The sequence below is a fragment of the Leisingera sp. S232 genome, from assembly GCF_049800895.1.
Taxonomy (GTDB): domain Bacteria; phylum Pseudomonadota; class Alphaproteobacteria; order Rhodobacterales; family Rhodobacteraceae; genus Leisingera.
The window spans coordinates 1-19903 of the sequence record NZ_JBNAFX010000052.1; the positions used below are offsets into that span (position 1 = coordinate 1).

Sequence of the window (19903 nt, forward strand, 5' to 3'; positions counted from 1 at the left end):
GCCATGAGCTACAAGAGTGACATCGAGATTGCGCGTGAAGCGCAGAAGAAGCCGATCCAGGAGATTGGTGCGAAGATCGGTATTTCGGACAGCGATCTGCTGCCCTATGGGCACGACAAGGCGAAAGTCAGCCAGTCTTTCATCAACTCTGTTCAGGACAAGGCAGACGGCAAGCTGATCCTGGTGACTGCGATCAACCCGACGCCGGCAGGTGAAGGCAAGACCACCACCACCGTGGGTCTGGGCGACGGTCTGAACCGGATCGGCAAGAACGCGATGATCTGTATCCGCGAAGCGTCCTTGGGCCCGAACTTCGGCATGAAGGGCGGCGCTGCAGGCGGCGGCTATGCACAGGTCGTGCCGATGGAGGAGATGAACCTCCACTTCACCGGCGATTTCCACGCCATCACCTCGGCCCACTCGCTGCTGTCGGCCATGATCGACAACCACATCTACTGGGGCAACGAATGCGACATCGACGTGCGCCGGGTTGCATGGCGCCGGGTGGTCGACATGAACGACCGGGCGCTCCGCACCATCACCGCGTCTTTGGGCGGTGTGTCCAACGGTTTCCCGCGCGAAGCAGGCTTTGACATCACCGTGGCGTCCGAAGTGATGGCGATCCTGTGCCTGGCGAACGACCTCAAGGATCTGGAAAAGCGCCTGGGCGACATCATCGTGGCCTACCGCCGCGACAAGACCCCGGTCTATTGCCGCGACATCAAGGCAGAGGGCGCGATGACCGTTCTGCTGAAAGACGCGATGCAGCCGAACCTGGTGCAGACCCTGGAAAACAACCCGGCCTTCGTGCACGGCGGCCCCTTCGCCAATATCGCACATGGCTGTAACTCGGTCATTGCCACCAAGACCGCGCTGAAGGTTGCCGACTACGTCGTGACCGAAGCAGGCTTTGGTGCCGACCTCGGCGCCGAGAAGTTCATGAACATCAAATGCCGCAAGGCAGGCATCGCACCGTCCGCGGTTGTGCTGGTTGCCACCGTGCGCGCGATGAAGATGAACGGCGGCGTGGCCAAGGCCGACCTGGGTGCGGAAAACGTCGAGGCGGTCTCCAACGGCTGTGCCAACCTCGGCCGCCACATCGAGAACGTCAAATCCTTTGGCGTGCCGGTTGTTGTGGGCATCAACCACTTCGTGACCGACACCGATGCCGAAGTGCAGGCGGTCAAGGACTACTGCGCCGAGCATGGTGTCGAGGCGGTTCTGTCGCGCCACTGGGAGCTGGGCTCCGAGGGCTCTGCGCCGCTGGCCGAGAAAGTGGTTGAGATCGTCGAAGGCGGCACTGCCAACTTTGCGCCGATCTACCCGGATGAGATGCCGCTGTTTGAGAAGATCGAAACCATCGCCAAGCGCATCTACCGCGCTGACGAGGTGCTGGCGGACAACAAGATCCGCAACCAGCTGAAGGAATGGGAAGACGCAGGCTACGGCAACCTGCCGGTCTGCATGGCGAAAACCCAATACTCCTTCTCGACCGATCCCAGCTTGCGCGGCGCGCCCACCGGCCATTCGGTGCCGGTGCGGGAAGTCCGCCTGTCTGCGGGCGCGGGCTTCATCGTTGCGGTCTGCGGCGAGATCATGACCATGCCGGGCCTGCCGCGCAAACCGGCAGCGGAAACCATCTGCCTCAATGACGACGGCCAGATCGAAGGCTTGTTCTAAGACGCAAAATGCGCTTTTTGCGGCCCGGGGAGACCCCGGGCCGCAAGAGTTTCAAGCGCAATCCGAAGTCTGAGGCACCGCCACTGGTCCGAGGGGACGAAGACGGGAACCGGGTTTTGGAAGGAAGTGCGCGACCACTGAGAATGGTCAGAGCCTCATTTGGCCCAAAGCAATGAAAGCCGAGGCTCTGACATATGACCAAACTGACACCGCCAGAAGATTGCTTCTCGATGGAGGCGCTGCGCGCGGAAATTGACAGGCTCGATTGTGAGCTGGTGCAACGTCTGGCCGTCCGGGCGGGGTATATCGACCGGGCGATTGCGCTGAAGCAGCTCAGCGGCTGGCCGGCGCGGATCCCGGAGCGGGTCGAGGAAGTGGTCATGAACGCCCGCGCCGTGGCAGCAGGAGAGGGGCTGGACCCCGATCTGATCGAAGCCCTGTGGCGGCAGCTGGTGGATTGGTCGATTGCCCGCGAGGCGCGGGTGATCCGGGAGGAGTGATGCTGAGCAGGGCCACCTGCGGCTCGGGCATCGCGACCAACTTAGGTGTGTGATGCTGAGCAGGGCCACCTGCGGCTCGGGCATCGCGACCAACTGAAGTGAATAGACGGGCCGGAGGCCTGCGGCAAAAGGAAGAGATCAAATGGCAGCAACTCTGATTGACGGCAAGGCCTTTGCGGCCAAGGTGCGCGGCCAGGTGGCCGAACATGTGACGCGGCTGAAAGAGGAAAACGGCATCACCCCCGGCCTGGCGGTGGTTCTGGTCGGCGAAGACCCCGCCTCCCAGGTCTATGTGCGCTCCAAGGGCAAGCAGACCGTCGAGGTCGGCATGAACTCGGTGGAGCACAAGCTGGACGCAGAGACCTCCGAGGCGGATCTGCTGGCCGTGGTCGAGCAGCTGAACAACGACCCGGCGATCCATGGCATCCTGGTGCAGCTGCCGCTGCCGGGGCATCTGGACGAAGATCTGATCATCAACTCGATCGCGCCGGAAAAAGACGTGGACGGTTTCCACATCTCCAATGTGGGCCTTCTGGGCACCGGTCAGAAATCGATGGTGCCCTGCACGCCGCTGGGCTGCCTGATGATGCTGCGCGACCACCATGGCAGCCTGTCGGGCATGGATGCGGTTGTGATCGGCCGCTCCAACATCGTTGGCAAGCCGATGGCGCAATTGCTGCTGGGCGACAGCTGCACCGTGACCATCGCGCACAGCCGCACCAAGGACCTGCCCGATGTGGTGCGCCGCGCCGACATCGTGGTGGCAGCCGTGGGGCGTCCGGAAATGGTGCCGGGCGACTGGATCAAGGAAGGCGCCACCGTCATCGACGTGGGCATCAACCGCATTGAGCGGGACGGCAAGAACAAGCTGGTCGGCGACGTTGATTTTGCCTCTGCCGCGGAGCGCGCCGGCGCCATCACCCCGGTTCCCGGCGGCGTCGGCCCGATGACCATTGCGTGTCTCCTGGCCAACACCGTCACCGCCTGCTGCCGCGCCAACAACCTCCCCGAGCCAGAAGGCCTCACGGCCTGAACGGCACCGCAGAACCGCAACAGCTGAAACAGATACTCCCGCCGCATCGCCTCCCCTCTCAGCGGCAAAGCCGCCTGACGGGCAGCGGGCGGGAGTATTTTTGGATAGATGAAAGCCTGGGTTAAGCGGAGACAGGGACCACAGATACTCCCGCCAGAGCCACTCCGGCGGGTTTTTTGCATCATCCGTCTAAAGGCCCAGGCAGGCGATCCCGCAAAAGGTGACAACGACGCTGAGCCACTGGAGCCGTGTCATGCGTTCACGCAGGAAAAGCCAGGCGAGAACGACAGTGATCAGCCCGAACAAGGACGAGGTGACAGAGGCAAATTCGGGCCGGGGCAGCGTGCCGGCGATGAGAACAAGCCCCAGTGCAAGTGCATCCAGGGCACCCATCAGGCACAAGGCAGGCAGCATGTCCATCGGCGGCAGAGGCACGATCCGCCTGAAGACCGCATATAGACCGGTCGCCAGCAGCGCGGCAGCACGGGTGACGATGAGCACCGGCAACTCTGCCCCTGCCTGTGTGGCGGATTGCCCCACTGCAAAGGTCAGGGCAAATCCAAAGGCTGCAGCAAGGCTCCAGGCAATGGCAGTGAGCGCATTCTGATGCACGTCTTCCTCTTTGGCAGCAAAAACGGCGACACAGCCTGCTCCGGCGACGACCAGAAGCACTGCAAACCAATTCAGGGCTGAGACAGGCTGATCCTGAAACAGCGCCATTGCGATTGAAAGAATGGGGTAGGAGCCGATCAGAGGGGCGACCAGCTTAACCGGGCCAATCGAGAAAGCCCGGTAAAGCGCATAACCGGCAGCGGCAAAGAAGACGCCCGATAGCAGGGACAGGCCAAAGGCAGGACCTGTCATACCGTCCCAGTCACCCCAGATCAGAGCAGCAGCGCCAACGAGAATCGATCCGGTGAACAGGGCGGTGAACAGGGCGGGAATAATGCCTGTCCGCTGTGAAACAAACCGCACGCACAGGTCATGAACGCCCCAGGAAAGAGCTGCTGCGAGGCCTAAAATCAGTGCGTGCAATGTCTGTTCCTTTTGTTTGCGGCATTCACCTGGAGGAAAATGCCGCTTATCGGGCATGGGCGGTTTTTCTGCAGGAAATCAACATGTTTGTTGATTAGATTGGGGGAAGGGAATATTATTTACAATAAATAAATATTCCGACCGTGCAACATTTAGCGAGAGTCCAACAGGAGATGCGCGATGAATGACATGAGCTTCCCTGACATAATCAAGGGGCCTCCCAAACCGTCCGGCCTGTATCAGCCATCGGTGTTTTCTTTGCCAAAAGGGACCGAACGTTACGTGGTTGAGGGCTGTGGCGCGGTCTTGGTCCGGGTGGAAACCGGCGACCAGATGACAGTGATAAATGATGAAGGCGGGCAACCCTGCGAGATCATCGCCGCAGAAGGCAGGGGGCGTATTGATGCCGGGATCATCGGCGCGGCAGCCAATAGCGACGCTGGCGGGCTGAAGGCGTTGCTGACCTCCTCGGACCAGTCCTTGCGCGGTTTGCGGATGGGGCTGGAGGCGCGCGGCATTGATCTGGCACAGGGCGGCGCGGTGCGGGTCTTTGACAGCACGACGCCTGCCAAGACCGAGGAAAGCTTTTCCGTGCAGCGCGACGGGGTGGTGATCATCGCGGCGCCTGGCGGCATCATGGATTTTGAAAAACAGGACACAGCGACTGCACTGACTGTCATGGTCAAACGCGCGGTGATCAAGCAGGTGGCACGGTTTGAACTGCCCGATCCGCTGGCCGATCCGGTCAGTGAAGTGCGGGTGCACAGCGCCACCGCCGAGAGTTACTTTGTGAAGGCTGGCGACTATATCCAGATTCTTGATGTGGACGGTCGCCAGTGCACCGACTTCCAGTGTTTTGCGGCCCGCAAACTGGACAAGGGGATTGAACACGCGCTGGATGTGACCACCACAAGGACGCTGATGGGGCATGCCTATCCGATGCCGGGGCTGCACGCGAAATACTACGATCAGGATATGCTGCCGCTGGTCGAAGTGGTGCAGGATACGGTCGGGCGCCACGACGCCTTTGCCCTGGCTTGTGCCGCGAAATACTATGATGACATCGGCTATCCCGGCCATGTGAACTGTTCGGACAATTTCAACGGCGCGCTGGCACAGCATGGCGTGACGCCGCGGCCCGGCTGGATGGCGATCAATTTCTTCTTCAACACCGGCCTGGACGAGCACGGTGTCATGTACGCGGATGAGCCCTGGACCCGGCCCGGAGACTACGTGCTGCTGCGCGCATTGACCGATCTGGTCTGCGTCACCTCTGCCTGTCCGGATGACACCAGCGCGGCTAACGGCTGGAACCCAACCGACATTCACGTCCGCACTTACAGCGGATCAGAGACCTTCAAGCGGGCGATCGCGTTCCGCGCGACCCCTGAATCGGAGCCCAAGATGACCAAGGAAACCGGTTTCCACGACCGTTTCAGCAAAATGACCCGCAATTTCATTGAATATAACGGCTATTGGCTGGCCAATTGCTATGCAGAGTCGGGGCCGCTGGAGGAATACTGGGCCTGCCGTGAAAAATGCATTGTTCTGGATCTCACGGCGCTGCGCAAGTTTGAGATTACCGGGCCGGATGCCGAGGCGCTGTGCCAGTATATCTTTACCCGCAATATCAAGAAACTGGCGGTGGGGCAGGTGGTCTATACCGCGATGTGCTACCCGCATGGCGGCATGATCGACGATGGCACCGTGTTCCGGCTGGGCAAGGACAATTTCCGCTGGATCGGCGGCTCGGATTACGGCGGCGAATGGATCCGTGAGCAGGCGGAAAAGCTGGGCCTGAACGTGCTGGTGCGCTCGTCCACCGATATGCAGCACAATATCGCCGTGCAAGGCCCCGAAAGCCGGGATCTGCTGAAAAAGATTATCTGGACCATGCCGCACAACCCGACGCTGGAGGAGCTGGGCTGGTTCCGCTTCACGCCTGCACGTATCGGTGATGACCAGGGTGTGCCGGTGGTGGTGTCGCGGACTGGCTACACCGGCGAGCTGGGCTATGAGATCTTCTGCCATCCAAAACACGCCGGCGAAGTCTTTGATGCGGTCTGGGAGGCCGGGCAGGCGCATGGCATCCGCCCGATGGGGCTGGAAGCGCTGGATATGGTGCGGATCGAGGCCGGGCTGATCTTTGCGGGCTATGACTTCAGCGATCAGACAGACCCGTTTGAGGCAGGCATCGGCTTTACCGTGCCGCTGAAGTCGAAAGAGGATGATTTCATCGGCCGCGACGCGCTGATCCGGCGCAAGACAACCCCTGCCCGCAAGCTGGTCGGGCTGGACATCGACTCGGCGATCGACGTGGGCCACGGCGATTGCGTCCACATTGGCCGCGCGCAGATTGGCGAGGTGACCTCCTCCATGCGTTCACCGCTGCTGGGCAAGAACATCGCGCTGGCGCGGGTGGATGTGTCCTGTTCGGAACTCGGAACAGAGGTGGAAATCGGTAAACTTGACGGACATCAAAAACGGCTGCCCGCCAAAATCGTACCCTTTGCCCATTATGATCCCAAAAAGACCCGGCCTCAGTCCTGAGGGCGGCCGTTTGGGAGCAGGGAGGGAACATGGTTCAGAAGCTGATTGAGCAGATTGGCGGCGAGGAGGTGCTGCGCAAGCTGGTCGAGCAGTTCTATGATCTTGTCGAGGACACCGAGGCCGGCGCGCAGATCGTCAAGCTGCATAAGCGCGGGCATGGCATGGACCACGCCCGGATCGAACAGTTCAATTTCCTGTCCGGCTTCATGGGCGGGCGCCGGTACTATGAGGAAAAACATGGGCATATGGACGTGAAACTGATGCATGCCCATGTGCCGATCACAGAAGAAGACGCCGAGAACTGGCTGAAATGCATGGATCAGGCGCTGGCGGATGTGTCGCTGGAGGGGCCGCATGTGGAGCGGCTGCGCCAGGTGTTCCGCCGGGTGGCGCTGATGCTGGTGAATGATCTGGCCGAATGGGGGGAGGCGCGTGCCTCAGTGTGACCGGTTCTAACTCCCGAAGAATACCGTGTGCATTGCGCGTCCGGGCAGCAGGGTAAAAGCGCCCGTCAAAAGCAGCCCCAGTACATACATGTAAACCATACCTTTTCTGTGGCGTTCCAAATTGTTGCGCCGGGCGGCGCGGATTGAAACCAGTAACGCGACCAGTACAAACAAGGACAGCAGATGAATGGGCGAAAATGGTCCCATCACGCGGATTTCGTGAATGAACAGGCTGGTCAACGCGACGAACGCCATACAGCCAGTCCATACATAGCCTAGAAACCGATGCTGGGTTGTGCCTTTTCGGGCAAACAACTGAACTGCCCCGATGCCGAGCGCAACTATGGCCAATATCGCATGTGGCGGAACCGGAAAGGGCTCTGAGAGCAGACTACCAGGATCAAATTGTATCATGCGGACACCGCTTGGAAAATTCTTGAAAAAGTCAGCTTAAAAAACGCAAGTCGCTGCTGCGAGTCAAGGCCGTCTCAGGAAGACCTGCACATCGGCGACATTGGTGCCTGTGCCGCCGGTCATCAGCAGCGCATCAGCAGCTTTCAGAGCGGCGTAGCTGTCATTGTTGGCAAGCAGCGCGTCCGGGTCATGACCGGCGGCCCTGATGGCGGCCCAGGTCTCTGGGGTGGCGATACCGCCTGCGGCATCGGTTGGGCCGTCGCGGCCATCCGTGCCGCCGGACAGGAACAGCCAGTCACCGCTGAGACGTTCAGCGCCCAGTTTGGCCACGCGCAGGGCGAGCTCCTGATTGCGACCGCCAAGGCCGGAGCCCGTGAGCTGAACGGTTGTTTCACCACCGAAGATCAGTGCAACCGGCATGGTCAAGGGGGCGGATTCAGCCGCTTTGACAACGGTTTCTGCGGCTTCGGAAACATCACCCACCAACCGGTGGGAAACCAGTTTCGCAGTCCAGTCCCCTGCCGCTGCAGCCATCATGGCCTTAAGACTGTGACGGTTTGAGCCGATCAATGTGTTGCTGGCCGAAGGCGGGGTTTCTTTTGCGGTCTCAGCAGTGCTGAGATGGCTTCTGACGGCCTCAGGCGCGCCGTCCCATAGGCCTGCACGCTGCATGATCTCGCGGGCTTCTGCACCTGTGCCGATAGGGGCTACGGTGGGGCCGGACGCAATGGCGCGCAGATCGTCGCCGATCACGTCGGACAGGATAAAAGCCTGCACCTGCGCGGGCGCTGCATGCCAGAGCAAGCCGCCGCCCTTGGTGTCAGACAGCTGCTGACGGATCAGGTTCATCTCGTTGATCCCCAGGCCCGAGGCGAGCAGTCGCGCGTTGACGGCGGCCTTGTCGGCGAGTGCGAGGCCGGGGGCAGGGGCCACCATCAGGGCCGAGCCGCCGCCGGAAATCAGCGCGATCAGCCGGTCATCCGGGCCAAGGGAACGAGCCAGTTCTATGGCGGCCCGACCAGCCAGGGCGCTCTTTTCGTCCGGTACCGGATGGCTGCCGCAAAGGACGGTAGCGCCAGGAATTTCTCTGTGATTTTCGGGGTTTGTGATGGCCAGAGCTGACGTCGCATCAGGGATCAGCTGCAATGCCTCGCGCATCATCGGGACTGCTGCCTTGCCCACGGCCAGCAAAACATTTCGGCCGCCATCTGGCAGGGGCGCAAGAGGTACGGCGGACAGCTGGGCGCGCAGGGCCTTGGCAGGATCAGCGCGGTCGACAGCGGCCTGAAACAAAGCCTTGGCGGTCGGCAATAATCCGGTCATCAGCATCTCCCTGGCATAGCGGCATTCAGCCGCCCCGGACAACGCCGGGACGGCGGAAGGTCTTGAACAGGATCAGCGGCTTAGTTGCCGGCGATCTGCTTGGCTTTTTCCACCAGCACTTCTGCCTGACGGATCGAAGCATAGTCAATCAGGCGGCCGTCCAGCGACACCGCGCCTTTGCCTGCGGCTTCGGCTTCGGCCATGGCTTCCAGAATGCGGTGCGCCTTGGTGATTTCCGCGTCAGACGGCGACATCACTTCGTTGGCCAGCTCGATCTGGCTGGGGTGGATGGCCCATTTGCCTTCGCAGCCCAGAACCGCGGCACGCTTGGCGGCGGCCTTGTAGCCTTCCTTGTCCTGGAAATCGCCGAACGGGCCGTCGATCGGGCGCAGGCCGTTGGCGCGGGCAGCCACCACCATGCGGGCCAGCGCATAGTGCCACATGTCGCCCCAATGCACGTCGCGCGAACCGTCTGCGGCCGGGTCGGTCAGCACCGAGTAATCCGGGTTCACACCGCCGATGATGGTGGTGCGCGCACGGGTCGAGGCGGCGTAGTCGGCAACGCCGAAGTGCAGCGATTCATTGCGCTTGGAGGCTGCGGCAATTTCACTCACGTTCTGCATGCCAAGTGCAGTCTCGATGATGTGTTCAAAGCCGATTCGCTTCTTCAGGCCCTTGGCGTCTTCGATCTGGGTGACCAGCATGTCCACGGCATAGACGTCGGCTGCGGTGCCCACTTTGGGGACCATGATCAGGTCGAGGCGTTCGCCTGCCTGTTCAACAACATCGACCACATCGCGGTACATGTAGTGGGTGTCGAGGCCATTGATTCGCACCGACATGGATTTGTTGCCCCAGTCGATGTCGTTCAGGGCTTCGATGATGTTCTTGCGGGCCTGGTCTTTTTCGTCCGGCGCAACCGCGTCTTCGAGATCCAGAAAGATCACGTCGACGTCAGATTTTGCCGCTTTTTCAAACATTTGCGGCTGGCTTCCGGGGATCGCCAATTCGCTGCGGTTCAGGCGGCCAGGGGCTTGTTCGATGGTATGAAACGACATGGTTTCGCTCCTCATTCGGTATGGGGTTGGTCCTCTCCTCTCTAGGCATTCCTCATGAGGGTTATTCCTGTCAAGAAAAAAGTTTTCATTTAAATACATTCGCGCGGGTGCGCGCCCGCGCGTCGCGCCCACGCGTGTACACGCGTACGCGCATACGCGTGCGAGGCGCGGGGCCGGGCAGCGGCGCTATTTCTCAAAGCTGAAATCCCCCTTGGCGGCGCGGTTGGCGTAGTAGAACGCAATCGCCTGGGTTCGGTTCTTGACGGAGAGTTTTTCGTACAGGTTCGACAGGTGGAATTTCACCGTGTTGGTCGAGATTCCCAGCTCCTTGCTCAGCTCCTTGTTGGTGAGCCCCTTGGACAGCGCCTCCAGCATCGTTCGTTCGCGCCGCGACAGCTGCTCGATCGGATCGGCTTGCAGGCCGCGGACGTCAAGGAAGGGAAAAACCATCTTGCCTTCGGCAACGGCGATGCAGGTGTCCAGAAGCCCCTCAACCGCGCTGGAACGCGGAGCAAAGCCGGCAGCCCCGGCGGTCATCGCCTTGCGCGGCACGTCGCTGCCTTCGTCGGCATAGACCACCAGCCGCGGGGCGTTGGCCTGGTCGCGGAGCACCTCGATCAGCTTGGCGCCGCCAAGCGCAGGCAGGTTCCAGTCGATGATCCCGACCTGAACCGGCACCCGCATGACCGTCCCGAGGAAGCCTTCGGCGGTTGCGGAAGTGGCAACCAGCGAGAATCGTGGATCTTTGTCAAAGATTTCGGACATCGCCGACAACACCAGCGGATTTGCGTCAGCGAGCATGACCGAAATCGGGGAAACTTTGTCGCTTATAGGAGTCACTATGTGTCCCTTTGTAGAAAACTACCCAAATAGGTAGGGTGTATTTCGGTATACAATGGTATTTTTACCAGTATGGGTAGGTTTTTTACTATCCAATTAGATACCCAAAAGCAGGATATAGGAATGTTGCGGCTTTTGTCGACCTGGGTTTTCCTTGGGTTAACAGATGTTGCACGACAGGAAACAAAACTTCCCGCAGTGAAGGACGCTGCGCAGAAGGCCCGGGACCTCCGGCACATCGCCGACACGAAACCAACGAGGTCCAACCCCGATGACTGAATCCACGATCTTCCCCAGCCTGGAAATCCCGGAAACTCTGGCCGCAGGCCCTGGCCCGGGCAATACCGACCCCCGCGTGCTGCAGGCCTTTGCCAACACCGGCCTGGCGGACCACATGCAGGCGGATGTGCTGCGCGGCATGATCGAGTGCAAGCAGATGCTGCGCGATCTGTGGGGCACTGCCAACACCTACACCTACGGCGTTGGTGGCACCGGCTTCTCGGGCCTCGATTGCATGCTGAACGCAATCCTGCCGGGCGACACCGTGGTTGCCTTCCAGAACGGCACCTTCTCGGGCATCGACGCGATGACCATCCGCATGAAAGCCGCCACCCGCGAGGAGCTGGCCGCTGACGCGATGAACCCGCAGCCTGCGTCCGTCACCGTGGTCGATGTGCCGCACGGCGAGTCGGTCTCTGGCAAGCTGGTCGAGCAGGTGCTGGCTGAGAAGAAACCGAAATGGGCCTTTATGGCGCATTGGGAAACCGGTTCGGGCCGCATCAACGACCTGAAGGGCTTCTCGGACGCATGTGTGAAACACGGCGTGATGGGCCTCATCGACGCGGTGTCCTCGCTGGGCATCGAAGATTTCTCGATCGACGATTATCCGGGCGTTGCCGGCTGGGCGTCCTGCCCGCAGAAGGGCGTTCTGTGCCTGCCGCTGACCTATGCGCCGGTGTCCTTCACCGACCGCTACATCCAGACCGTGCGAGAAAACGGCTGCCATTCCTACGTCCACAACCCGATCCTGGAAGCCCGCCACTGGGGCATCGTGGACGGTCAGGACGTGGCCGCTGGCACCTACCATCGCACCCACTCGGGCTATGCGGTTGCTGCCTTCCACGAAGCGCTGCGCATCACCCTGCAGCATGGCCGTGCCCAGAAGGCCCGCGATTATGCCTTCCACGAGAAGGCACTGCGCGATGCCGTGACCGCAATGGGCTGCGACGTGACCAGCAACATGACCAGCCTGGTGGTTTTGAACCTGCCCGGCGATCTGGCCGGCCGCGAAAAGGAACTGGTGGGCAACTGCCGCGCCGTGGGTTTCGGCATCTGGCCGACCCTGTCGGAGCCGGTTCAGGTCCGTATCGGCATCCTGAACCAGATTACCCCGGCGGCCATCACCGACATCGTCAACCGCTTTGGCAAGGCGATGAACGACATGGGTGCCAAAGTCGACATGGCGGCGATCAACGCCCTGCTCGACACGCATTACGCACCGGCGCTTGAACCGGCTGAGTAATAGATTTCCGCATCCATGAGGAGGAGAGGACCATGGATATCCACGAGTATCAGGCCAAAGAAGTTCTGAGCAACTTCGGCGTGACGGTTCCGCCGGGCGCGCTGGCCTACAGCCCGGAGCAGGCGGCCTACCGCGCGCGGGAACTGGGCGGCGACAAATGGATCGTCAAAGCCCAGGTTCACGCAGGCGGCCGCGGCAAGGCGGGCGGCGTCAAGCTGTGCAACTCGGAAGCCGAAATCTATGAGGCGACCGAGAATCTGTTCGGCAAGAAACTGGTGACCCATCAGACCGGCCCCGAGGGCAAAGGCATCTACCGTGTCTATGTCGAGGGTGCAGTTCAGATTGCCCGCGAGATCTATCTGGGCTTTGTGCTGGACCGCAGCAGCCAGCGGGTGATGATCGTTGCTTCATCCGAAGGCGGCATGGAGATTGAGGAAATCTCTGCCGAACGCCCCGAGTCCATCGTGCGCTCGATTGTTGAACCAGCGGTGGGCCTGCAGGATTTTCAGGCGCGGGAAATTGCGTTCCAGCTGGGCATCGAACCGGCGATGACGCAGCAGATGGTGCGCACGCTCAAAGGCTGCTATCAGGCGTTTTCCGAACTGGACGCCACCATGGTTGAGATCAACCCGCTGGTGGTCACTTCGGACAACCGGGTCATCGCGCTGGACGCCAAGATGACCTTTGACGACAATGCCCTGTTCCGCCATCCGCAGATCGCTGAGCTGCGCGACAAGTCCCAGGAAGACCCGCGCGAAGCCCGTGCGGCCGACCGTGGCCTGTCGTATGTCGGTCTCGAAGGCAACATCGGCTGCATCGTGAATGGCGCAGGTCTGGCGATGGCGACCATGGACACCATCAAACTGGCCGGCGGCGAACCTGCCAACTTCCTGGATATCGGCGGCGGTGCCACCCCGGAACGGGTTGCCAAGGCCTTCCGCCTGGTGATGTCCGACAGCAATGTGCAGGCGGTTCTGGTCAACATCTTCGCCGGTATCAACCGCTGCGACTGGGTGGCCGAAGGCGTGTGCCAGGCCTTGAAGGAAGTCGATGTCGATGTGCCGGTGGTGGTGCGTCTGGCCGGCACCAACGTGGAAGAAGGCCAAAAGATCCTGGCGCAAAGCGGCCTGCCGCTGATCCGCGCAACCTCGCTGATAGAAGCCGCAGAGCGGGCTGTCGGTGCGTGGAAAAACGACCTCGATCAAAACACTCGTGTGAGGGCAGTGAAATGAGCATCCTTCTCGATCGTGAAAGCAAAGTCATCGTCCAGGGCATCACCGGCAAAATCGCCCGGTTCCACACCAAGGACATGATCGAATACGGAACCAACGTCGTGGGCGGTGTGGTTCCGGGTAAGGGCGGCGAGACCGTCGAGGGCGTGCCGGTCTTCAACACCGTGAAAGAAGCGGTCGAGGCCACCGGCGCCAATTCATCGCTGGTGTTTGTACCGCCGCCGTTTGCAGCCGATTCCATCATGGAAGCAGCGGATGCCGGCATCAAATACTGCGTCTGCATCACCGACGGTATCCCGGCCCAGGACATGATCCGCGTGAAACGCTACATGTACCGCTATCCCAAGGACAAGCGGATGATCCTGACCGGCCCCAACTGCGCGGGCACCATCTCGCCGGGCAAGGCGCTGTTGGGCATCATGCCGGGCCATATCTACCTGCCGGGCACCGTGGGCATCATCGGCCGTTCGGGCACTCTGGGCTATGAGGCTGCGGCGCAGCTCAAAGAGCTGGGCCTGGGGGTTTCCACCTCAGTTGGCATCGGCGGCGACCCGATCAACGGCTCTTCCTTCAAGGACATCCTGGAATGGTTCGAGGAGGATCCGGAAACCGAGGTCATCGCGATGATCGGTGAAATCGGCGGCCCGCAGGAAGCGGAAGCGGCGGATTACATCAAGAACCACGTGACCAAGCCGGTGGTGGCCTATGTTGCGGGTCTGACCGCACCCAAAGGCCGCACCATGGGGCACGCGGGCGCAATCATCTCGGCCTTCGGCGAATCTGCGTCCGAGAAGGTAGAGATCCTCTCGGCGGCCGGGGTGACGGTTGCCGAAAACCCCGCCGTAATCGGCGAGACCATCGCCAGCGTGATGAAAAAGAACGCTGCCTGATCCGGCTTTGGATCAGGTGCGACGCTCCACCCCTGACCCGGGGCAATGGCGGGGGTGGAGCGCATTTAACAAGCATAAGCACGTCAGGGAGATGAAATCATGGCAAAGCCAAAGGTACTTGTGACCCGTCGCTGGCCCGCCGCAGTTGAGGCACAGCTTTCAGAAACCTTTGATGCCGTGCTGAACACGGGCGACAAACCGCTGAGCGAGGGCGAGCTGCGCGATGCGATGACGTCTTATGACGCGGTGCTGCCGACTGTGACCGACAAAATCTCTGCCAGGGCGTTTGATATCGCCAGGCCGCAGGCTCGTATTCTGGCCAACTATGGTGTTGGCTATTCCCACATCGATATGCATGGTGCCGCGGGTCACGGGATGACCGTGACCAACACGCCGGATGTGCTGAGCGAATGCACCGCCGACATTGCCATGACACTGCTTTTGATGGTGGCCCGCCGCGCCGGGGAAGGCGAACGCGAGCTGCGGGCCGGCCAATGGACCGGCTGGCGTCCGACCCATCTGGTCGGCACCAAAGTCTCGGGCAAAACGCTGGGCATTGTCGGCTTTGGCCGTATCGGCCAGGAAATGGCGCGGCGTGCCCATCACGGCTTTGGCATGAAAATCGTGGTGCAGAACCGCTCGCGCGTGTCTCCCGACATTCTGGCCCGCTACGGCGCGACCCAGGCCGACAGTCTGGAAGAGCTGATGCCGCAGTGCGACTTTGTCTCGCTGCATTGCCCGGGCGGCCCTGCCAACAGGCATCTGATCAACACCCGGATGCTAAACCTGATGAAGCCGGACGCCTTCCTTATCAATACGGCGCGCGGTGAGGTGATCGACGAACTGGCCCTGTCCCGCGCCCTGTGGTTTGAAACCATCGGAGGTGCTGGGCTGGATGTGTTCGACGGCGAGCCGCGCATCAACCCGGATCTTCTGGACTGCGAAAACCTGGTGATGCTGCCGCATCTGGGCAGCGCCACCCGCGAGGCGCGCGAGGCCATGGGCTTTCGGGTTCTCGACAACCTCAATGATTTCTTCGAGGGGCGTGAGCCGCGGGACCGGGTGACGTAATGGGCGATCCTGCTGAAACGACACATGCAGGATCCGCTGATACCGGTTATGCTGCAGAGCTGCGTTCCGTTCTGCATGGCCTGTGGCTGGATGTTCTGCGCCAGCGTGCACCTCAGGTGGCCAGCCGGGCGATGGCCGGGGCTGCCTGGGACATGTCCGATGGCCAGCCTGCGACCGCCTATATGCAGGCCTTCAATATCTGGTTTCAGCTGCTGAAGATCGTCGAAGAAAACGCCGCAATGCGTGACCGGCGCATGGCCGAAACCCAGGATGGACCGGAAGTGGTGGAGGGCAGCTTTGCCCGCGCACTGGATCTGGCAGGCGAATTGGCAACGCCTCAGCGGCTGCAGGAGATCGCCGGCCAGTTCTCCATCGGCCCGACCCTGACCGCGCATCCGACCGAAGCCAAGCGTGTCACCATTCTGGAAATCCACCGCCGCATCTACCGGGGGCTGGTGTCGCTGGAGGCTAAGCGCTGGACCCCGCGGGAACGGGCGGATCTGCTGGAGGACCTGCGCTCGGAAATCGACCTCTTGTGGATGACGGGTGAGCTGCGCCGCGACCGGCCCAGCCTGCAGGATGAAATCCAATGGGGCCTGCAGTTCTTCCGCGACAGCCTGTATGAAGCCGTGCCGCAGCTGTTTGAACGTTATATCGCTGCCGCCGAACCGCGGCTGGGGGCCACAGCGGATGCGCCATGCCTAAAATTCCACTCCTGGATCGGCGGCGATCGGGACGGCAATCCGAATGTCACGGTCGAAGCGACCGCAGACGCGCTGTCCGCAAACCGCGCAGCTATTCTGAAACGCTACCAGAAGGCGCTGACCACCGCTGCCGAGCGGATTTCGATTTCGGCCGCCGTTTTTGCATTGCCGGACAGTGCTGCTGCCCGGCTGGCAGGCATCATCAAAGCGGCCCCTGGCATGAATGCTCTTGCAGTACGCAACCCGGGCGAGGTGTTCCGGCAGGCGCTGACGGCTATCCTGGCCCGGATCCTGGCAACGGCTGGCAATGAACCTGGCGCCTATCCGCATCTGGGGGATTTCATCAGCGACCTGACCCAGGTTGAAGATGCGCTGGAGGAAATCGGCGCCAGCCGCCTGGCTGCGCGTTACGTGCGGCCGATCCGCTGGCAGGCCGATGTCTTTGGCTTTCGCACCGTGACGCTGGATGTCCGGCAGAATTCCACTGTGACCACTGAAACCCTGACAGAGATCTGGGCGCGCTCCGGCGATGTGCCGGAATTTGGCAGCCCGGCGTGGTCGGCGCGTCTGCGCAGGGAGCTGGGCAGCGCCTCGCTTGCCTATGTGATGCCGGATGAGCTGAGCCCGCAGGGCGGTGAGGTGCTGAAACTGCTGCGCCTGATGCGCGATGCGGGGGCAGGGGAGGATCCCTTGGCGATGGGGCCATTCATCCTGTCGATGACCCGTTCCACCGATGATCTGCTGGGCGTCTACCTGCTGGCGCGCTATGCTGGTTTCGGGGCCGAAAAGGCAGCGCTGAAGGTCGTGCCGCTGTTTGAAACCATCGCTGATCTGCGCGCCGCTCCAGGTATTCTGAATGGTCTGCTGGACGTGGCTTTTGCCCGCCGGTCGCTGAAATCCGGCGACAGCCGGATCGAGGTAATGCTGGGCTATTCCGACAGCAACAAGGACGGCGGTTTCCTGTGCTCCACCTGGGAGCTGGAAAAGGCGCAGCGCCTGATCACCCGCTCTCTGGCAGCGCATCGGATGCAGCCGGTGTTCTTTCACGGACGCGGCGGTTCTGTTTCACGTGGCGGCGCCCCAGCGGAACGCGCCATTGCCGCACAGCCCGCTGGCACCATTGCCGGTCAGATGCGGATCACTGAACAGGGGGAGGTTGTCAGCTCCAAGTTTGCCAACCGCGGCACCGCGCTGCACCAGCTGGAGCTGATGGCGTCCTCGGTGCTGCGCCACTCGCTGCAGGACAACAGCCCGCCGGTAAACCCCGAACACGACGATGCCTTTGAAGCCCTGGCCGGCATGTCGCAGGCGGCCTATTCCAATCTTCTCAACGCATCCGGTTTTCTGGACTACTTCCAGCAGGCCAGCCCGGTAGAGGAACTGGCGCGGCTCAAGATCGGCTCGCGACCGGCCCGCCGTTTCGGCGCTGGCTCGCTGGATGATCTGCGGGCAATTCCTTGGGTCTTTGCCTGGTCGCAGAACCGGCACATGATCACCGGCTGGTATGGTTTCGGTTCTGCCGTGGCCAGCTTGCGCAAGTTCCGCGGAGCGCGCGGCGATGCAGTGCTTCAGGATATGTTTGCCAATTCGCCCCTGTTTCGCCTGGTCGTGGATGAGGTTGAAAAAACCCTGCTGCAGGCCGATATGGACATTGCCGCAGATTATGCGACCCTGGTGCAAGATGTTGCAATCCGCGAGCGAATTTTCGGATCAATCCGCAAGGAGTACCAGCTTTCTTGCGATGCCATCGAATTTCTGACAGGCGACTGCAGCCTGGCAAACCGCTTTCCGCGCCTGCGTGCCCGCTTTGGCCGGGTCGAGCATATGCTGCGCGAAATCCACAAAACCCAAGTGCGCCTGCTGCGAAAAGAGCGCGCTGAAAAGCCTTCAACAGTGCCGGTCCCGCTGATGCAGTCGATGAACTGTGTCGCCGCGGGCCTTGGCTGGACTGGATAGACAGGAGCCCCGAATGTCCAAAGATCTCTTTTTCACCCAAGCGCTGTCTGAGCGCGATCCTGAGCTTTATGCGTCGATCACGGCGGAACTGGGCCGCCAGCGCGACGAGATCGAGCTGATTGCCTCTGAGAACATCGTCTCTGCCGCGGTGATGGAAGCACAGGGGTCCGTGCTGACCAACAAATACGCCGAAGGCTATCCGGGACGCCGCTATTATGGCGGTTGCCAGTATGTTGATGTTGCCGAAAACCTGGCCATCGACCGCGCCAAGCAGCTGTTTGGCTGCGAATACGCAAATGTGCAGCCGAACTCCGGCTCGCAGGCCAACCAGGGCGTGTTCCAGGCGCTGCTGAAGCCCGGCGACACCATCCTGGGCATGGATCTGGCCTCTGGCGGCCACCTGACCCACGGCGCCGCCCCCAACCAGTCGGGCAAATGGTTCAACGCGGTCTCTTACGGGGTGCGCCGCGACGACAATCTGATCGACTATGACCAGCTGGAAGCGCTGGCCGTGGAGCATCAGCCCAAGCTGATCATCGCCGGCGGCTCGGCGATCCCGCGGGTCATCGACTTTGCCCGGTTCCGCGCCATTGCCGACAAGGTCGGCGCCCTCCTGCATGTGGATATGGCGCATTTCGCAGGCCTGGTTGCGGCCGGCGAGCACCCCTCGCCGTTCCCGCATGCGCATGTGGCGACCACCACCACCCACAAGACCCTGCGCGGGCCGCGTGGCGGCATGATCCTGACCAATGACGAGGCCATCGCCAAGAAAGTGAACTCGGCGATCTTCCCCGGCATCCAGGGCGGCCCGCTGATGCATGTGATCGCCGGCAAGGCGGCGGCCTTTGGCGAGGCGCTGAAGCCGGAGTTCAAGACCTACCAGCAGCAGGTCAAGGCCAATGCGGCGGCGCTGGCGGATCAGCTGATCCAGGGCGGGCTGGACATTGTGACCGGCGGCACCGACACCCATGTCATGCTGGTCGATCTGCGCCCCAAAGGCGTCACCGGCAACATCGCCGACAAGGCGCTGGGACGCGCCCATATCACCACCAACAAGAACGGCATCCCGTTCGACCCGGAAAAGCCCACCGTGACTTCCGGCCTGCGTCTGGGCACGCCTGCCGGCACCACCCGCGGCTTTGGCGAGGCGGAGTTCCGCCAGATCGCTGACCTGATCATCGAGGTGATCGACGGGCTGGCGGCCAACGGTGAAGAGGGCAATGCGGATGTGGAAGCATCGGTGCGCGCCAAAGTCGCCGATCTCTGCGGCCAGTTCCCGCTGTATCCGAACCTCTGATCCGGTCCGGACCTGAAACAGCAAACCGCCGCGGCCCCTTGGCCTGCGGCGGTTTTTCTTTGGCAGGGCGCAGGAGGGCAGCAGGCCCAGACCGGCAGGCCCGCAATGCGACAGGGCCTAATAGTAGGCCCTAATGACACGACAGCTCCGGCGCGGCAGAGCCGACGGGGCTGACCGGCCCAAATTGCCCCGCCCCGAATTGCCCCGCCCAATTTGACCTCCCCGACCCCGGCAACACGCTGCAACCGGTATGGCGGCCTGCAAACAGCCATCTTCAACCGGAGGTTTCGCTGCGAAACCTTGTTTATTAACAACGCATTACACATGCGCCCGCATCATTAACCAGCCCCAT

The 19903-nt window shown here is 61.6% G+C and carries 16 protein-coding genes; 11 read left to right on the plus strand and 5 right to left on the minus strand.

Annotated elements, in window-relative coordinates:
• The first annotated feature begins 3 nt into the window (after nt 1–3).
• From ACP151_RS19965 to folD, 3 genes are all read left to right on the plus strand, one after another.
• Nucleotides 4–1680, plus strand: a complete 1677-nt coding sequence (locus ACP151_RS19965; protein ID WP_424978158.1) for a formate--tetrahydrofolate ligase — start codon at nt 4–6, stop codon at nt 1678–1680.
• A 194-nt stretch (nt 1681–1874) separates the two neighbouring features.
• Entirely contained in the window at nt 1875–2180 is a 306-nt protein-coding gene (locus ACP151_RS19970; RefSeq protein WP_424978025.1) for a chorismate mutase, read from the plus strand.
• A gap of 142 nt (nt 2181–2322) precedes the next feature.
• Nucleotides 2323–3213 carry a bifunctional methylenetetrahydrofolate dehydrogenase/methenyltetrahydrofolate cyclohydrolase FolD gene (folD, locus tag ACP151_RS19975; RefSeq protein WP_424978026.1) on the plus strand — a complete coding sequence of 297 codons (891 nt, stop codon included), beginning with the start codon at nt 2323–2325 and terminating at the stop codon, nt 3211–3213.
• 189 nt (nt 3214–3402) lie between these two features.
• Here the strand turns inward: folD and ACP151_RS19980 are convergent, their stop codons facing one another.
• Nucleotides 3403–4248 (minus strand): EamA family transporter, encoded by an 846-nt coding sequence (locus tag ACP151_RS19980; RefSeq protein WP_424980610.1) that lies wholly within the window; start codon nt 4246–4248, stop codon nt 3403–3405.
• 180 nt (nt 4249–4428) lie between these two features.
• On the opposite strand from ACP151_RS19980, the gene tdm reads away from it, so the two are divergent.
• Together tdm and ACP151_RS19990 are read left to right on the plus strand one after the other, a co-directional pair.
• Complete coding sequence (gene tdm / locus ACP151_RS19985; protein WP_424980611.1) at nt 4429–6798, plus strand: trimethylamine-oxide aldolase Tdm; 2370 nt, start codon at nt 4429–4431, stop codon at nt 6796–6798.
• Nucleotides 6799–6827: 29 nt separating this feature from the next.
• Nucleotides 6828–7244: a group II truncated hemoglobin gene (locus tag ACP151_RS19990; RefSeq protein ID WP_424980612.1), complete on the plus strand. Its 417-nt coding sequence runs from the start codon at nt 6828–6830 to the stop codon at nt 7242–7244.
• Nucleotides 7245–7250: 6 nt separating this feature from the next.
• On the opposite strand, the gene ACP151_RS19995 is transcribed toward ACP151_RS19990, so the two are convergent.
• The 4 genes from ACP151_RS19995 to ACP151_RS20010 all read right to left on the minus strand — a co-directional run bounded on the left by ACP151_RS19995 (nt 7251) and on the right by ACP151_RS20010 (nt 10840).
• The gene (locus ACP151_RS19995; RefSeq protein WP_424980613.1) at nt 7251–7658 is read right to left on the minus strand and encodes a DUF2306 domain-containing protein; all 408 of its coding nucleotides are present in this window, start codon (nt 7656–7658) and stop codon (nt 7251–7253) included.
• Between the two features lie 63 nt (nt 7659–7721).
• Nucleotides 7722–8981 (minus strand): glycerate kinase type-2 family protein, encoded by a 1260-nt coding sequence (locus ACP151_RS20000; RefSeq protein ID WP_424980614.1) that lies wholly within the window; start codon nt 8979–8981, stop codon nt 7722–7724.
• A gap of 80 nt (nt 8982–9061) precedes the next feature.
• Nucleotides 9062–10039 carry an HpcH/HpaI aldolase/citrate lyase family protein gene (locus ACP151_RS20005; protein ID WP_259957545.1) on the minus strand — a complete coding sequence of 326 codons (978 nt, stop codon included), beginning with the start codon at nt 10037–10039 and terminating at the stop codon, nt 9062–9064.
• A gap of 186 nt (nt 10040–10225) precedes the next feature.
• Nucleotides 10226–10840, minus strand: a complete 615-nt coding sequence (locus ACP151_RS20010; RefSeq protein ID WP_424980615.1) for a LuxR C-terminal-related transcriptional regulator — start codon at nt 10838–10840, stop codon at nt 10226–10228.
• Between the two features lie 310 nt (nt 10841–11150).
• On the opposite strand from ACP151_RS20010, the gene ACP151_RS20015 reads away from it, so the two are divergent.
• From ACP151_RS20015 to glyA, 6 genes are all read left to right on the plus strand, one after another.
• Nucleotides 11151–12401: an aminotransferase gene (locus ACP151_RS20015; RefSeq protein ID WP_424980616.1), complete on the plus strand. Its 1251-nt coding sequence runs from the start codon at nt 11151–11153 to the stop codon at nt 12399–12401.
• 32 nt (nt 12402–12433) lie between these two features.
• Complete coding sequence (locus ACP151_RS20020) at nt 12434–13633, plus strand: malate--CoA ligase subunit beta (protein WP_424980617.1); 1200 nt, start codon at nt 12434–12436, stop codon at nt 13631–13633.
• The gene (sucD, locus tag ACP151_RS20025; protein ID WP_424980618.1) at nt 13630–14523 is read left to right on the plus strand and encodes a succinate--CoA ligase subunit alpha; all 894 of its coding nucleotides are present in this window, start codon (nt 13630–13632) and stop codon (nt 14521–14523) included. The genes ACP151_RS20020 and sucD overlap by 4 nt, the downstream gene beginning before the upstream one ends.
• Before the next feature lie 99 nt (nt 14524–14622).
• Nucleotides 14623–15594, plus strand: coding sequence for a 2-hydroxyacid dehydrogenase (locus tag ACP151_RS20030; protein WP_424980619.1), 972 nt, complete (start codon nt 14623–14625; stop codon nt 15592–15594).
• The gene (locus ACP151_RS20035; RefSeq protein ID WP_424980620.1) at nt 15594–18254 is read left to right on the plus strand and encodes a phosphoenolpyruvate carboxylase; all 2661 of its coding nucleotides are present in this window, start codon (nt 15594–15596) and stop codon (nt 18252–18254) included. The genes ACP151_RS20030 and ACP151_RS20035 overlap by 1 nt, the downstream gene beginning before the upstream one ends.
• 13 nt (nt 18255–18267) lie before the next feature.
• Nucleotides 18268–19551 (plus strand): serine hydroxymethyltransferase, encoded by a 1284-nt coding sequence (glyA, locus tag ACP151_RS20040; RefSeq protein WP_424980621.1) that lies wholly within the window; start codon nt 18268–18270, stop codon nt 19549–19551.
• Nucleotides 19552–19903: the final 352 nt, after the last annotated feature.

Excerpts from the sequence above, each read along its gene's own strand:
- folD (WP_424978026.1), top strand. The coding sequence starts at position 2,323 with ATGGCAGCAACTCTGATTGACGGCAAGGCCTTTGCGGCCAAGGTGCGC.
- ACP151_RS19965 (WP_424978158.1), top strand. The coding sequence starts at position 4 with ATGAGCTACAAGAGTGACATCGAGATTGCGCGTGAAGCGCAGAAGAAG.
- ACP151_RS19995 (WP_424980613.1), bottom strand. The coding sequence starts at position 7,658 with ATGATACAATTTGATCCTGGTAGTCTGCTCTCAGAGCCCTTTCCGGTT.
- ACP151_RS20000 (WP_424980614.1), bottom strand. The coding sequence starts at position 8,981 with ATGACCGGATTATTGCCGACCGCCAAGGCTTTGTTTCAGGCCGCTGTC.
- glyA (WP_424980621.1), top strand. The coding sequence starts at position 18,268 with ATGTCCAAAGATCTCTTTTTCACCCAAGCGCTGTCTGAGCGCGATCCT.
- ACP151_RS20010 (WP_424980615.1), bottom strand. The coding sequence starts at position 10,840 with ATGCTCGCTGACGCAAATCCGCTGGTGTTGTCGGCGATGTCCGAAATC.
- ACP151_RS20005 (WP_259957545.1), bottom strand. The coding sequence starts at position 10,039 with ATGTCGTTTCATACCATCGAACAAGCCCCTGGCCGCCTGAACCGCAGC.
- ACP151_RS19990 (WP_424980612.1), top strand. The coding sequence starts at position 6,828 with ATGGTTCAGAAGCTGATTGAGCAGATTGGCGGCGAGGAGGTGCTGCGC.
- tdm (WP_424980611.1), top strand. The coding sequence starts at position 4,429 with ATGAATGACATGAGCTTCCCTGACATAATCAAGGGGCCTCCCAAACCG.
- ACP151_RS20035 (WP_424980620.1), top strand. The coding sequence starts at position 15,594 with ATGGGCGATCCTGCTGAAACGACACATGCAGGATCCGCTGATACCGGT.
- ACP151_RS20015 (WP_424980616.1), top strand. The coding sequence starts at position 11,151 with ATGACTGAATCCACGATCTTCCCCAGCCTGGAAATCCCGGAAACTCTG.
- ACP151_RS20030 (WP_424980619.1), top strand. The coding sequence starts at position 14,623 with ATGGCAAAGCCAAAGGTACTTGTGACCCGTCGCTGGCCCGCCGCAGTT.
- ACP151_RS19970 (WP_424978025.1), top strand. The coding sequence starts at position 1,875 with ATGACCAAACTGACACCGCCAGAAGATTGCTTCTCGATGGAGGCGCTG.
- ACP151_RS20020 (WP_424980617.1), top strand. The coding sequence starts at position 12,434 with ATGGATATCCACGAGTATCAGGCCAAAGAAGTTCTGAGCAACTTCGGC.
- sucD (WP_424980618.1), top strand. The coding sequence starts at position 13,630 with ATGAGCATCCTTCTCGATCGTGAAAGCAAAGTCATCGTCCAGGGCATC.